9 protein-coding genes and 1 pseudogene are annotated in these 14498 nt (G+C 64.0%); 9 read left to right on the top strand and 1 reads right to left on the bottom strand.

The window, feature by feature from the left end; translation table 11 throughout:
* Nucleotides 1-91 precede the first annotated feature (91 nt).
* Nucleotides 92-1396: an integrase catalytic domain-containing protein gene (locus TX78_RS12265; RefSeq protein ID WP_044496627.1), complete on the top strand. Its 1305-nt coding sequence runs from the start codon at nt 92-94 to the stop codon at nt 1394-1396.
* Nucleotides 1397-1501: 105 nt separating this feature from the next.
* On the opposite strand, the gene TX78_RS12260 is transcribed toward TX78_RS12265, so the two are convergent.
* The gene (locus tag TX78_RS12260) at nt 1502-1945 is read right to left on the bottom strand and encodes an ankyrin repeat domain-containing protein (RefSeq protein ID WP_044496626.1); all 444 of its coding nucleotides are present in this window, start codon (nt 1943-1945) and stop codon (nt 1502-1504) included.
* A 127-nt stretch (nt 1946-2072) separates the two neighbouring features.
* Between TX78_RS12260 and TX78_RS12255 the strand changes: the two genes are divergently transcribed.
* The 8 genes and pseudogenes from TX78_RS12255 (at nt 2073) to tyrS (ending at nt 13826) form a co-directional block, all read left to right on the top strand.
* The gene (locus TX78_RS12255; RefSeq protein ID WP_044496624.1) at nt 2073-3308 is read left to right on the top strand and encodes an argininosuccinate synthase; all 1236 of its coding nucleotides are present in this window, start codon (nt 2073-2075) and stop codon (nt 3306-3308) included.
* A gap of 96 nt (nt 3309-3404) precedes the next feature.
* Nucleotides 3405-4874 carry an argininosuccinate lyase gene (gene argH / locus TX78_RS12250; RefSeq protein WP_044496623.1) on the top strand — a complete coding sequence of 490 codons (1470 nt, stop codon included), beginning with the start codon at nt 3405-3407 and terminating at the stop codon, nt 4872-4874.
* 125 nt (nt 4875-4999) lie between these two features.
* Nucleotides 5000-5785, top strand: a complete 786-nt coding sequence (locus TX78_RS12245) for a lytic transglycosylase domain-containing protein (RefSeq protein ID WP_081652803.1) — start codon at nt 5000-5002, stop codon at nt 5783-5785.
* A gap of 175 nt (nt 5786-5960) precedes the next feature.
* Nucleotides 5961-6644, top strand: a complete 684-nt coding sequence (locus TX78_RS12240) for an ECF transporter S component (protein ID WP_081652802.1) — start codon at nt 5961-5963, stop codon at nt 6642-6644.
* Nucleotides 6645-6665: 21 nt separating this feature from the next.
* The gene (locus TX78_RS14555) at nt 6666-9287 is read left to right on the top strand and encodes an ATP-binding cassette domain-containing protein (RefSeq protein ID WP_044496620.1); all 2622 of its coding nucleotides are present in this window, start codon (nt 6666-6668) and stop codon (nt 9285-9287) included.
* Between the two features lie 66 nt (nt 9288-9353).
* A complete protein-coding gene (locus TX78_RS12230) occupies nt 9354-10046 on the top strand; it encodes a DNA-3-methyladenine glycosylase (protein ID WP_044496614.1) in 693 nt (230 codons plus the stop codon).
* A gap of 92 nt (nt 10047-10138) precedes the next feature.
* Nucleotides 10139-12488, top strand: a pseudogene (locus TX78_RS12225) (HelD family protein).
* A gap of 27 nt (nt 12489-12515) precedes the next feature.
* The gene (gene tyrS, locus TX78_RS12220; protein ID WP_044496612.1) at nt 12516-13826 is read left to right on the top strand and encodes a tyrosine--tRNA ligase; all 1311 of its coding nucleotides are present in this window, start codon (nt 12516-12518) and stop codon (nt 13824-13826) included.
* Nucleotides 13827-14498 lie beyond the last annotated feature (672 nt).

Below are 14498 nucleotides of genomic sequence, written 5' to 3'. Positions count from 1 at the left end.
GACGAGACTCATGGAAAGTCCCCGCGTAGTCAGGGGCCGTGCCTCATAGAAAAGTCCCCGGGAACCGGGATGGGTTCGGCGACGATGGGGTATGCCAGATAAGGATGTCTCGTTGGCCACCAGGGTCGAGATCACCAAGAAATACGCTGCTGCCTACGAGGCTGCTTCGAAGAAGACTAAGTCCAGGATCCTGGACCAGTTGGTCGAGGTGACCGGGTGGAACCGGGATCATGCTCGTCAGCAGCTACGCCGGAGGATGGCCCAGCCTAAGGGCCGCGCTCAGGCGACGGTGGCGGTTCTGGATCGGCGGAAGAACCCCGGTTCCAGGTATTCCTATGACGCTTTGAAGGTCCTCCAGCATGTCTGGGCGGTGGCCGGGGGCATCTGCGGCAAATACCTGGCCGCCTCGATGGCCGACTGGCTTGATGCCATGGAAGCAGCAAGCGACCTGGTCCCCGGGCAAGACCGGTACAGCCGGTCGGTGCGTGCCGAGCTGCTGAAGATGTCAGCAGCAACAATCGACCGCCACCTAGCACCGGTCAAAGCCCGGGACCCTATCCGGGGCAAGAGCACCACCAAGCCGGGGGCGCTGTTGCGGAACTCGCTGAGTGTGCGTAAAGCAGGTGATGAGGTCGAAGCAGAACCGGGGTTCTTCGAAGTCGACACTGTCGCCCACTGCGGCCCCTCGCTGAAGGGTGAGTTCGCCCGAACAGTGAACTTCACCGATATGCACACCGGATGGGTGTTCACCACCGCGGTACGCAACAACGCGATGGTCAACATCGTCGCCGCCTTCGACCAGTTCGTGGAGGCGGTGCCGTTTATGGTCACCGGCATCGACTCCGATAACGGGTCCGAGTTCATCAACCACGAAGTCCTCGGCTGGTCAGTCGAGAAGAAGATCTTCTATACCCGGTCCAGGCCGTATCAGAAGAACGACCAGGCCACGATCGAGTCGAAGAACAACCATCTGGTCCGCCGCTACGGGTTCTACTACCGCTACGACACACCCCACCAGCGGGAACTGCTGAATCAGCTGTGGCCGCTGGTCTGTGACCGGCTGAACTACTTCACCCCCACCAAGAAGCCGGTTGGATACACCACCGACAGTGTGGGCCGGCGACGCAGGGTCTATGACAAGCCCCGCAGCCCCTACTACCGACTGCTGGATGCTGGGGTCCTCAATCAGGCCCAAGAGGCTGAGCTGGCTGCCTATAAAGCCTCGCTGAACGTCGTGGAACTCGCCCGCCGGATCAGCACGATCCAGCAGCGACTGACCAGCCTGGCCGCGGCCCCGACCCGCCGACTGGAGCGCGAGCTCGAAGCTAAGGCCGCTGCGGCGATGCCCGAGGCTGAATGGATCAAGATCGACCAACGCCGAGCCCGTGCGGCCTAACCCCCGGGGTCATCGATTACGCGGGGACTTTTACGTGAGGCACGAGGGATCATTTCCCGGGGACTTGACAGTGAGGCACCACGTAGGCGCGCTGAACCCGTGGTGTCAGCCAGTAGAGGTATCTGCACCAGGAGTGTGCTGATCCAGCAGCTGGTACATCTTGTCCAGGCCGAACATCTGCGCCACAGCATAGGGATTCTGGGTGCCGAGATGTACATCAGCACCAGCTTCCAGCAGGCTTGTGGCGATCTCTTCGTTCTGCCGAAACACTGCGCAGGAGACCGCGGTTTGGCCGCGGTCATTGACTCGATCGACGTCGGCGCCACGCTGCAGCAGGCCCGCTACTAGATCTGCGTGATCGTTATACGCGGCCAGAATCAGCAGGGAATCGCCCTTGGAATTGGTCAGATTCACCGGGATCCCCTGGTCAATGAGGCCCAGCAGTTCTTCAGTCTTGCCGGCGCGCGCAAGATCGAACATGGAGTTCAGGAACTCCAGCTGCTCGTCAGTCAGTTCGGGGACCTGGTCGGCGTCGTTGGTATCTGCCATGGAGCAAGCTTATCGGCCTTGCATGCATGGTCGGGAATGGGCCTAGTGCGTGATTATGCAATACAGTGAATATTTATGTAGACTTCTCGGTGAGCCGACCTGTACCTCGCATAACAAGGAGCCCCACGTGACTGATCGCATTGTTCTGGCCTACTCCGGAGGCCTCGACACCTCAGTAGCCATCGGTTGGATCGCCGAGGCTACCGGCGCTGAAGTGATCGCCGTTGCCGTCGACGTCGGGCAGGGCGGTGAGTCCCTGGAGACTGTGCGCCAGCGCGCCCTGGATTGCGGTGCCGTAGAAGCCTACGTGGCTGATGCCCGTGATGAATTCGCCGAGCAGTACTGCATGCCGACGCTGAAGGCCAACGGTCTCTACATGGACTCCTACCCTCTGGTCTCGGCGATCTCTCGCCCAGTGATCTCCAAGCACCTGGTGGCCGCGGCTCAGCAGTTCGGCGCTACGACCGTAGCCCACGGCTGCACCGGCAAGGGCAATGACCAGGTCCGCTTCGAAGTCTCCATCCAGACTCTGGGCCCGGAGCTGAAGTGCATCGCGCCCGTTCGTGACCTGGCACTGACCCGCGATAAGGCCATCGAATACGCCGAAAAGCACAATCTGCCGATCGAGACCACCAAGAAGAACCCCTTCAGCATCGACCAGAACGTCTGGGGCCGCGCCGTGGAGACCGGCTTCCTCGAGGACATCTGGAACAGCCCCACCAAGGACGTCTACGACTACACCGAAGACCCAGCATTCCCACCGGCGCCTGACGTGGTGACCATTACCTTCGACCAGGGTGTTCCCGTAGCCCTGGATGGTGAGACCCTGACTGCCCTGCAGGTTATTGAGCAGCTCAACCGCCGTGCCGGTGCCCAGGGTGTGGGCCGAATCGACATCGTGGAGGACCGCCTGGTGGGCATCAAGTCCCGCGAGGTCTACGAAGCTCCCGGTGCGATGGCGCTGATGGCTGCCCACCGCGAGCTGGAGAACATCACCCTGGAGCGCGAGCAGGCCCGATTCAAGAAGACCGTGGACCAGCGTTGGACCGAGCTGGTCTACGACGGCCAGTGGTTCTCTCCGTTGAAGAAGAACCTCGATGTCTTCATCGACGAGACTCAGAAGTACGTCTCCGGCGATATTCGCCTGGAGCTGCACGGCGGCCGGGCCACTGTCCTGGGACGTCGCTCAGAGACGTCGCTGTATGACTTCAACCTCGCCACCTATGACACTGGTGACACCTTCGACCAGTCCAGCGCACGTGGCTTCATCGATATCTACGGGCTCTCTGCCAAGACGGCCTCGCAGCGCGAGGAGCGTCTCTATGGCAAACCCGACCTCTCCGGGGCAGGCGTCCAGAAGTAACTAGGACTGACTCGAACTGGTGTGGGGTGGGCTCAGCAGAGCCTGCCCCACAGCTATGCTGGCGAAGCGGAATCACGGACAAGGGGAAGCAGGATGATGAGCGAAAAGCGCACCGGCACCAATGCAGGCTCACTATGGGGCGGACGGTTCGCAACGGGTCCGGCCGATGTAATGGCGGCGCTGAGCAAATCCACGCATTTTGACTGGAAGCTCGCCCGCTACGACATCGCCGGATCCAAGGCACATGCCCGGGTCCTGCACCGGGCAGGTCTGCTGACTCAGGATGAGCTGGACGGAATGCTCTCAGCGCTGACTGAGCTGGAGGCCGACGTCGTCGCTGGCCGGTTCCAGCCCGCTGAATCCGATGAGGACGTCCATGGCGCCCTGGAGCGCGGACTGCTGGAGCGTGCCGGCACCGAGCTCGGTGGAAAGCTGCGAGCCGGGCGTTCCCGCAATGACCAGATCGCCACGATGGTGCGCATGTACCTGCGAGATGAGTCCCGACGGATCGCCGCCGGGGTCCTGGATGTGGTCGAAGCACTGACTGCCCAGGCGCAGAAGCACCCCGAAGCGCCTATGCCCGGACGCACCCATCTGCAGCATGCACAGCCGGTATTGCTGGCCCACCATCTGCTGGCACACGCCTGGCCGCTGCTGCGCGATGTGGACCGGCTGCGGGATCTGGACCGCAGGATGGCCTACTCCGCCTACGGCTCGGGCGCCCTGGCAGGCTCCTCCCTCGGGTTGGACCCCGCGCAGGTGGCTCAGGAGCTTGGCTTCAACGGCCCGGTAGAGAACTCCATCGACGGCACCGCATCCCGGGACTTAGTCGCGGAGTTCTCCTGGGTGACGGCCATGATCGGTGTGAACCTCAGCCGCATCAGCGAAGAGGTGATCATCTGGGCCACCAAGGAGTTCGGCTTTGTCACCCTCGACGACGCCTACTCCACTGGCAGCTCGATCATGCCGCAGAAGAAGAACCCGGACATCGCTGAACTTGCACGCGGCAAAGCCGGACGTCTCATCGGTGATCTCACCGGCTTGTTGGCTACGCTGAAAGCCCTTCCGCTGGCTTATAACCGTGACCTGCAGGAAGACAAAGAACCAGTCTTCGACGCCGTAGACACCCTTCAGCTGCTGCTGCCGGCGGTCTCCGGAATGATCTCCACCCTCACCTTCCACCCGCAGCGCCTTGCCGAGCTGGCCCCGCAGGGATTCTCGCTGGCCACCGATATCGCCGAATGGCTGGTGCGCCAGGGAGTGCCGTTCCGGGTGGCGCACGAAGTGGCCGGGGAATGTGTCAGAGCCTGCGAGCAGCACAGCCCAGTCAAGGAACTTCATGAGCTCACCGATCAGGAACTCGCCGCGATCCACCCCGCACTGACCCCGGCTGTCAGGGAAGTCCTGACCGTGGAAGGATCGTTGGCCTCCCGTGATGCAGTCGGTGGGACAGCCCCGGTGCGGGTGGCTGAACAGCTGCAGGCAGCACAGCAGAAAGCAGCCGACTTCCGCGCAGCGTTGGAAGAGATGGGCTCCACCCTGGCACCTGCGCCCACTGAGGGCTGAGCATCAGCACCAGCAGACGAACCGGCCCACGGCCAGCAGCAGCGCAGAGAACTCGACGGAAGAAGACCGGGACAGCATCGCCGGCACAGCTGACACCCCTGGCCAGGCTGCGCAGACTCTGGCGGATGACTCCGGTGCTGATCGTGGCGGTGCTCAGCGCCGTCGTCGTCCTCATCATCCTGGTTCAGCCCGGTGGCCAGAATCCTGATCAGTCAGGGCACAGGACTGCCGAGCAGGAGTATCCAGACGAGCCTGGCCAAGCACTGCCACCGCGCAACCCGGAGCACCAGGACACCTCTGCGGTGCCGCCGGGAGAGCCTGTGGCAGCGGGGTCGATTGCGGACATGGCAGACCCCGACTGGGTGCTTCAGGCAGCGGAGGCCACCGGCATTCCCGAACGCGCGCTGGAAGCCTATGCCGGTGCGGCGCTGCGAGCCCAGGAGACTCATCCCGACTGCGGCATCGGTTGGAACACCCTGGCCGGCATCGGACGGGTGGAATCACACCACGGCCGTTATGGGGGCTCTGAGATCGGTGCGAACGGCGTCGTCGAACCCACCATCATCGGCATTGCTCTGGACGGCAGCCCCGGGGTGATGGAAATCCCGGATACTGACGGCGGTGAGCTTGACGGTGACACCGAGTACGACCGCGCCGTCGGGCCTATGCAGTTCATCCCCAGCACCTGGCGGCTCTACGCCCAGGACGGCAACCGCGATGGCGAACGCAACCCGCAGCAGTACGACGACGCCGCTCTCACCGCGGCAGCCTATCTCTGTCAGCGCGGCGGAGATCTGCGCAGTGATGAGGGCTGGGTGCAGGCAGTTCTGGCCTATAACCAGTCGGCTGAGTATGTGAATGAGGTGGCTGGCTTCGCCGCTGAGTATGCCGAGCTGACTGCCGAGTCGTAGGTCAGCGCGCCTGTGCTACTCTGCTGTGAGTCACCTACCCGGTGGCGCAAAAACACTCACGACAGGGGAGCGACCCTGGACGGTGCTGGGCACCGATCCGCAGTCGCTGAGAGTGGGCTCAAGGCCCTGACCCTCGAACCTGCCCAGGCTAGAACCTGCGAAGGAAGTCGAGCATATGACTCATGATTCTGCGCGCCCTGCTGGCGCATCTGTTTCCGCACCCGCCACTGCTGCACGCTACCCGCAGCGTGCCCGCACGTTCCGCTGGAGCGTCTCTGACATTGTGGTGGCCTCCACCCTGGCGGTCGCCTCCGGTGTGATTTTCTGGGGGTGGAACCTCAGCTATCACTTCGTGGGCACCCTCTTCGCCTTCTACCCGCCGGTGGAGACCCTCGTCCACGGCATGTGGCTGTTCCCGGCGGCGCTGGGCGCCCTGATCATCCGCAAGCCTGGTGCGGCCATCTACTGCGAGATGGTGGCGGCCTCGGTCTCTGCTCTGCTGGGTTCTCAGTGGGGTCTGACTGTGCTGTCCTCAGGGTTCATGCAGGGGCTGGGAGCGGAGTTGATCTTCCTGCTGTTCCTGTACCGCCGGTTCACCCTGGATGTGGCGATGCTGGCCGGTGCCGGCGCTGGCCTGGCAGGAGGCGTCACCTATCACTGGATCATCCCTATGTACGCCTACGCTCCGCTGGAGACCGCGATCCACATCGGCTCCTTCGCCCTTTCGGGTGCGGTGATCGCGGGCCTGCTGCCGTGGCTGGCCACGCGTGGCCTGGCGGCGACCTCGGTGCTCTCGCCGCTGGCCTCTCGCCGGGCGCACCAGGAGTCCGCGTTCGGCGTCGGCCGCGTCCGTCCCTGACGGGCAAGGAGGCAGCAGACTATGAGCAGACCCACGACGACGGCGTCTGCCGGCGCCTCAGCATCTGAGCAGGGTGTGCCTGCCGCGCGCTCCGGAACAGAAGTTCACGCGCACCGGTGGACGTGGCAGCACGCTGACCGCGACGCTCCTGCGGTCTCTGAGCTGGACCTGCATATCCGGCCCGGTGAGAAGGTGCTGCTGGCCGGTCCCAGCGGGGCGGGCAAGTCCACACTCCTGCACGGCCTGGCGGGAGTGCTGCACGGGGAGGACGCCACCTCATCAGGCAGGCTGCTGCTGAACGGGCTCAGCCCCGAGGAGGCCCGCGGCCTGGCGGGGCTGGTGCAGCAGGATCCGGAGTCCCAGGTGGTGCTGAGCCGCCTGGGTGACGAAGTGGCCTTCGCGGCGGAGAACCTGGCCGTGCCCCGGGAGGAGATCTGGCGGCGCGTGAAGCGCTGTGCAGCCGCCGTGGGGCTGGACGAGTACCCGCTGGAGCGCCCGACGGCGGCTCTCTCGGGCGGCCAGAAGCAGCGCCTGGCACTGGCCGGCATCCTGGCCATGGAGCCGGGCCTGCTTCTGCTGGACGAGCCCACTGCGAATCTGGATCCTCAGGGTGTCGAGCAGATCCGTGACGCGGTGATCTCCGCAGCGGATGCCACAGGGGCCACTCTTGTGGTGGTCGAGCACCGGCTGGGTGTGTGGGCCGAGCATGTGGACACCCTGATTGTTCTTCAGCCCGGCGGGGGAGTCTCACGCCGGGTGCCGGCCTCGGCGGTCGGTGAGGATGAGCAGCTGCGCGCGGAGCTTGCGGCGATGGGTCTCTGGGTTCCCGGCATCGATCCTCTTCAGCAGGCTGCGGACGTCGCCGGTGCCGTGGGGGACCGCTGGCTCTCGGCACGCTCGGCGGCACGCATAGCCGATGCAGCCGATCAGGTGGACTCGCCGCGCGGCGTGGATGTGCTGCACGGGGCTGATTCACTTCACAGGGCTGATCTGCTCCGCGGTGAGCAGCTGGCGGTCTCGCGGGTGTCGCCTAGGAAGTCCTGGCGACGGGCCGCCGCCCCGGCGCCGGTGCTCAGCGGCGTGGACATCACGGTCCGTGCCGGGGAGGCGGTGGGGATCACCGGCCGCAACGGGGCTGGCAAGTCCACGCTGCTGCTCACCCTCGCGGGCCTTCTCGCTCGCCACGGGGGGACGCTGTGCGCCTCAGACCAGCTGAGGGGCGAGGCGGCCTCCAGCGACCCGCACCAGTGGTCGGCGGGGGAGCTGATCGCCCGCATCGGGATGGTCTTCCAGGAGCCGGAGCACCAGTTCGTCGCCAGCACTGTGGCTCAGGAGCTGGCGCTGAGCGCCCGCCAGGCTGTGCGGCCGGGCTCTGGTGAGCCGCTGTTCACCCCGGAGCAGGTGGAGCAGCGGGTGGCGGATCTGCTGCGGCGGCTGAACCTGGAGCAGCTGTCGCAGGCCAACCCGTTCACGCTCTCGGGCGGGGAGAAGCGCCGGCTGTCAGTGGGCACCGCCCTGGCTGCCGGTCCCTCGCTTCTGCTGCTGGATGAGCCCACGTTCGGGCAGGATGCGCGGACGTTCGCGGAGCTGATCGCGCTGCTGCGTGAGCATCTGGACTCCGGCGGATCATTGTGCGCGGTGACTCATGATGAGGCTTTTCTCCGCGCACTGAACGCCACAGAGCACGACGTCGGCTCGCTGAGCGGCTCTGGGTGCGGCGCGGATTCCGGCGCTCCTTCGTCGCGGCCGGCCGGGGCGCAGGAGAGCGGCGAGGAGGCGACTGGGGCTCTTCGGGCGCCGGAGGCTCCAGCTGTTCAGGCTCAGCCTTCGGCGGCTGGTGAGGACGGCGGACTGCCGATGCTGCGCGGAGCCAAGGACCAGTCATGGCTGGGGCGGCGCAACGCCCTGGCGAAGCTGATCGCTCTGGTGCTGGTGACCTGTGCGCTGGTGATGACGATCGACTGGGTCAGCTCCGCCGTCGTGATCCTTGCCAGCTTCCTGCTGCTGCCGGCGGCGGGCATCAGGATCAGCACCTTCTTGGGGCGCATCTGGCCCTTCGCCGTGGGCGCGGTGGTGGCGGTCTGGGGGACCGCGATCGCCGGAGATGAGTCGGGGCGGGTGCTGCTGGACCTCGGCTTCACCACCGTGAGCGAGGGATCCCTGGCCTTGGGTGCGGCGCTGGGCACTCGTGCTTTCGCGATCGTGCTGCCCTCGGTGATCGTCTTCTCCACCACGGATCCCACGGATCTGGCCGACTCTCTGGCGCAGCAGCTGCGGCTGCCGTCCCGATTCGTGCTCGGCGCTCTGGCGGCGATGCGGCTGCTGGGTCTGCTGGCGCAGCACTGGACCACGCTGGGGCATGCTCGGCGCGCCCGGGGTCTGGGCGCTCGCGGGGGTGCCGGCGGCAGACTGCGTGCCACACTGTCTCAGGCGTTCGGCCTGCTGGTGCAGGCCATTCGGATGGCGACCCGCCTCGCCGTCACCATGGAGTCCCGCGGTTTCGGGGCGGGGCCGCGCACCTGGGCCCGGCCCGCAGGCTTCACGGCGGCGGATGCTCCGGTGATCCTGGTGGGCGCTTTCATCGCCGCAGCTGCTGTGGGCGCCGCCATGGCGGCGGGCGCCTGGAACTTCGTGTGGACCTGATGTGCTTCTGCCGCAGGGGGACGCTTCTGTCATGCCGGGCCCCCTCTGCCATGATGGGACACCGTGATGAAACAGCCTCCCGCCACCTCCGCCTCAGATCTGCACAGTCTCTTTGACGCCCATGCCGCGGAGCTCGCTCCGCACCTGCTGGGCTGCGAACTGACGGTGACCACCGCTCGGGGGCCCCTCCGGGTGAGGCTCACTGAGGTGGAGGCCTACGGAGATCAGGGCGAGGATCCCGGTGCGCACAGCTACACGGGCCGCACGGCGCGCAATGCGTCGCTGTTCGGACCTCCGCGCCGCACCTACGTCTATCTCTCCTACGGGATCCACTGCTGCCTGAATCTGGTGGCCAATGCTGCCGGTGCCGGGGGAGTGCTGCTGCGAGCCGCAGAGGTGATGGACGGGCGGGAGCTCGCGGTGGCTCGCCGGGGCGGCAGGGACACCGGCGCGAAGCTCCTCTCAGGGCCCGGCCGACTGGGACAGGGGCTGGGGGTGACGCTGCCCATGGACGGCTCTGCGCTGGAGATCTCTGAGGCGGGCGACGTCGAACTCTCACCTCCGAACCGGGAGGTCAGCTTCCATCTTGCTCCGCCGTCCTCGCCGGTGGATGCCTCCACGGTCCGATCAGGTCCGCGGGTGGGCGTCTCCGGTGTGGGCGGAAGCATGGCGTTCCCGTGGAGATTCTGGCTGGATGGTGAGCGTTCGGTCTCGGCGTACCGTCCGGGGAAGAACGTCCCGGACATCACCGCGGGCTGAGCGGCGCGCGTACTGGCGTGTTACCTCCCGTTCACCGGCACAGCTGTAAGATTGGTGGTCATCTTATTCGCGACTGAGAGCTGCACTGCTTGATGAGTGACACGAACACCCCGGCCGCCGTGACGGCACAGCAGACCACCACCCACTCTGTCCGCGGCAGCGGACAAGGGCCCACGCAGGAGCGCGACGTCGCTCTGCCTCCGCTTGACGCCGGACTGGAGGAGGAGCGCGAGTATGTGGGCCTCCTGTATCAGAGGCTCGATGACCTCCGGGAGGAGAAGCAGGCCCAGCTGGCCAAGGTGCGCCGCACCGGGGCGGTGGGAACCATGCAGAACCAGTCCGAGCGTGATGCCTTCGCCACCATGTATGAGGACCGGCTGGCTCAGCTCAATGCTGTGGATGACCGACTAGTCTTCGGTCGTCTTGATCTCGACTCCGGTGAATGCCGGTACATCGGCCGTATCGGTCTGACCAGTGAAGGCCGGCAGCGCCTCATGCTCGACTGGCGAGCCCCGGAGGCCGGTGTCTTCTACCAGGCCACCGCTTTTGATCGCCAAGGCGTGCGTCGTCGTCGTCATCTGCTGCTCAAGCGCCGTGAGGTGCAGGGTCTTGAGGATGAGGTACTGGACACCTCGGTGCTCGAAGAGTCCACGGAGAACCATGGTGATGGCGCACTGCTGGCGGCCTTGAAGGCCCGCCGCACCGGACAGATGGGCGATATTGTCGCGACCATTCAGGCCGAGCAGGACCGGATCATCCGTGCTGATCGCTCCGGCGTGCTTGTTGTCCAGGGCGGCCCCGGCACCGGAAAGACCGCTGTTGCCCTGCACCGAGCCGCCTACCTCCTCTACGCTCACCGCGACCGGTTGAAATCTGCCGGGGTGCTGATTGTGGGCCCCAACTCCACCTTCATGTCCTATATCGAACGGGTGCTGCCTTCACTTGGCGAGACCGGCGTGGTGATGTCCTCGCTGGCAGATCTCTACCCGGGTGTTCGTGGTGTGGAGGAAACCGATCCGCAGGTGGCTCAGATCAAGGGCCGCCTCGACTGGGTAGACATCATCGCCTCCGCGGTGCGCGCCCGGCAGCGGAATATCCCGGAACCGCGCATCGTCACTGTAGAGGGCGTTGAGGTGACTGTGACGCCCAAGATGATCCGCCGCGGGCTAGAGCGCGCGCGTGCCACCGGCAAGCCGTATAACGAAGCGCGGACCACCTTCGTGAAAGTGGTGGTCAAGGAGATCGCGGAGAAGCTTGAGCGGATTCTTGAGAAACGCTCCGCTGGCAACGGGGCCGACCGCAGCTACCTGGTGGAAGAAGTCCGCAGCTCCCGCGAGGTACGCGTGCTGCTGAACCTGTGCTGGCTGCCGCGGACCCCGCAGAACCTGTTAGAGGATCTGTTCTCCAAGCCGAAGTATCTGGCGGCGGTGGCTCCGCAGCTCACAGCCCAGGAACAGCGTCTGCTGCAGCGCTCCCCAGGGACCGCCTTTACTGTGGCCGACGCGCCTTTGCTGGATGAAGCAGCCGAACTGCTCGGTGAACTGGATGAATCTGCCGGACGCGAAGAAGCCCGGCAGAAGGCCGCGCGCGAGAAGGACCTGGAGAACGCACGCAAAGCGGTGGAGAACGTCACTCCGCAGATGGCGGAGATGGGCATTGAAGGTTTCCTCAGTGCAGAAGATGTCGCAGCGCTCAATGCTGACTCCGGTCCGAGCATGTCGGCGGCCGAGCGCGCAGGGGGTGGACCGCACCTGGACCTATGGTCACGTTGTGGTGGACGAGGCACAGGAACTCTCCCCCATGCAGTGGCATGTGCTCTTCCGGAGAGTCCCGCTGAAGTCTGTGACGGCGGTGGGGGATATCGCTCAGGGGTCTTCTCCCTCGGCGTCCACCGACTGGCGCGAGGCCTTCGCACCGTTCATCGACGACCGGCTCCGGATCGAAGAGCTGACGGTGAACTACCGCACCCCGCGCATCATGGTGGAACTGGCCGAACGCGTCGCGGCAGCCAATGGGCTGGAGGTGACGTCACTGCGAACGGTGCGCGAGGGCGACTTCGAACCCATCATTGAGCGGGTTGACGCACAGGAGCTGATCCACGCCGCAGTCACCGGTGTCGCCGCCGAGCATGAGCGTATCGGCGAGGGCCTGGTGGCCGTGATAGCCCCGGCCCGCCTGCTGGAGTCCACTCGTGAGGGGCTCATCAGTGCCTATGGGCAACGTGTTGGTCGCGGCGCGGGCTCGATGACTCAGGACATTGTGGCAATGACCGCAGAAGAGGCCAAGGGGCTGGAGTTCGATGCAGTGGTATTGGTTGAGCCGGCGGAACTGCTTGAGGAGGCTCACGGGCGGATCGGCAGTCTCTATGTGGCCCTGACCCGTTCCACACATTCGCTGCGTGTTCTCGCTTCGCGCGACCTGCCTGCAGGATTCAGCGTTTAGTACGACGGCGGTGCTAACGTACAACTCGTGACTGAGAGCAACCCCGCACTGGACAAGCAGAGCAATGACCCCAGCTTCGAGAACATCTTCCAGGAGCTGAAGTGGCGCGGTCTCGTCCACGTCTCCACTGACGAGGAGGCGCTGGAGAAGGCCCTGGCGGGGGAGCCCATCACCTATTACTGCGGATTCGACCCGACCGCATCGTCGCTGCATCTTGGACATTTGGTCCAGCTGCTGACCATGCGCCGCATCCAGCTGGCCGGACACCGGCCCCTGGGTCTGGTCGGAGGTGCCACGGGGCTCATCGGCGATCCCCGGCAGACCGGGGAGCGCGTTCTGAATACCCCGGATGTTGTCGCCGGCTGGGTCAAGGCACTGCAGGATCAGGTCAAGCACTACATCTCCTTCGAAGGAGACAATGCTGCCCGCATGGTCAATAACCTGGACTGGTGGCAAGGTGTGGGCGCTTTGGAGATGCTGCGTGATATCGGCAAGTACTTCCGAGTAGGCACCATGATCAAGAAGGAGATCGTCGCAAAGCGACTGGCCTCGGATGAAGGCATCTCCTACACCGAGTTCAGTTACCAGCTGCTTCAGGGGTATGACTTCCTGCAGCTGCACCGTGAGTATGCCTGCACACTGCAGTTCGGCGGATCTGATCAGTGGGGCAACCTCACCTCAGGCACCGAACTGATCCGCAAGGCGGAGAACGCACATGTCCACGCACTGGGAACCCCGCTGATCACCAACTCTGACGGCACCAAGTTCGGCAAGTCCGAGGGCAATGCGATCTGGATCAATGCAGAGCTCACCTCGCCGTACTCCTTCTACCAGTTCTGGCTCAACACCTCTGACAGCGATGTCATCGACCGACTGAAGGTCTTCACCTTCCTCACCCGCCAGGACATCGAACAACTGCAGAAGTCTGTGGAAGAAGAGCCCTTCAAGCGTGAGGCACAGCGCACCCTCGCGTGGGAGGTCACCGCTCTGGTGCACGGGGAGGATGCAGTTCGCAAAGCCATTGCAGCCTCCGATGCGCTCTTCGGCAAAGGTGAGATCACCGAGATCGATGAACCTACACTGCGCGGCATTGCTGCTGAAGTCACCGTTGCAGAGCTGCCCGCCGAAGCTGCCACCGGAATCAACGTGCTCACAGCCACCGAGTTGGTTCCCTCTAAGGGAGAAGCCCGCCGTGCCATTCAGCAGGGCGGGGCTTACATCAACAACACCAAAGTTGACGACGGCGACGCTGTTGTTGAAGCTTCAGCATGGCTCCATGACCAGTACCTTGTAGTCCGTCGCGGTAAGAAGAACCTTGCGGTGATCAAGAAGGTCTGACCTGTAGATACGGTTTCCCGGAGCCCTGTCGCGAGGGTGAGGGAGGTCACCCCGGATCTGGTTTGCACGCCCCGGGAATCGTGTGTAAAGTTCTTTCTCGTGCTCAGGGCGCAGGCCGAAAGGCCAGCAGAGCGGAAAAGCAGAAAGCGGACCGTTCAGCCTCGAGGACTTCAGCGGCGGATCGCCGCGCTTGATCTTTTAAAACTTCATCTGGTTCCGTCGTGCCCAGTCAGCCGCCTCAGGGTGAGATTGACAAGAGGAAAACGATCGGGTAAGTTAGACGAGCTGCCTTAGGGCAACAAAGTGATTCTTTAATCACAGAAAACGAATAGCTAAACCGATAACGCGCCGTGAACTTAACTGAAAAGCGGAGTTGACAACGCGAAACGGACCAGGTAAGCTTAAATAGTTGCTTCGGAGCGATTCAGTTCTAAAAGAACTGATGGTGTCGAAAGCGCTTGTTGTTTGAGAACTCAATAGTGTGCCAAGTTTTTTGATACCGATTTATTAAATTGGTTAGTTGCGACACTGTCACCCCCGTGACAGGAGATCGCAGCATAGCCATGGATTATCGAAAACCTTGTGAATATCGCTCTTATCCTGTGAGGCTCTGTTTTTCCGGCAGGGTTGGATATTAGTGAGTCACATTGTTTTTATCTCTATTAAATTTTT

Source organism: Nesterenkonia massiliensis (assembly GCF_000455245.1).
Taxonomy (GTDB): Bacteria; Actinomycetota; Actinomycetes; order Actinomycetales; family Micrococcaceae; genus Nesterenkonia; species Nesterenkonia rhizosphaerae.
The sequence above is the reverse complement of the archived record's forward strand: the minus strand, read 5'-3'. Positions and strand labels throughout refer to the sequence as shown.

Bases quoted from the DNA above. Each gene is read 5' to 3' on its own strand.
- TX78_RS12265 (WP_044496627.1), top strand. From the start codon at position 92: ATGCCAGATAAGGATGTCTCGTTGGCCACCAGGGTCGAGATCACCAAG.
- TX78_RS12260 (WP_044496626.1), bottom strand. From the start codon at position 1,945: ATGGCAGATACCAACGACGCCGACCAGGTCCCCGAACTGACTGACGAG.
- argH (WP_044496623.1), top strand. From the start codon at position 3,405: ATGAGCGAAAAGCGCACCGGCACCAATGCAGGCTCACTATGGGGCGGA.
- TX78_RS12245 (WP_081652803.1), top strand. From the start codon at position 5,000: ATGACTCCGGTGCTGATCGTGGCGGTGCTCAGCGCCGTCGTCGTCCTC.
- TX78_RS12240 (WP_081652802.1), top strand. From the start codon at position 5,961: ATGACTCATGATTCTGCGCGCCCTGCTGGCGCATCTGTTTCCGCACCC.
- TX78_RS14555 (WP_044496620.1), top strand. From the start codon at position 6,666: ATGAGCAGACCCACGACGACGGCGTCTGCCGGCGCCTCAGCATCTGAG.
- TX78_RS12230 (WP_044496614.1), top strand. From the start codon at position 9,354: ATGAAACAGCCTCCCGCCACCTCCGCCTCAGATCTGCACAGTCTCTTT.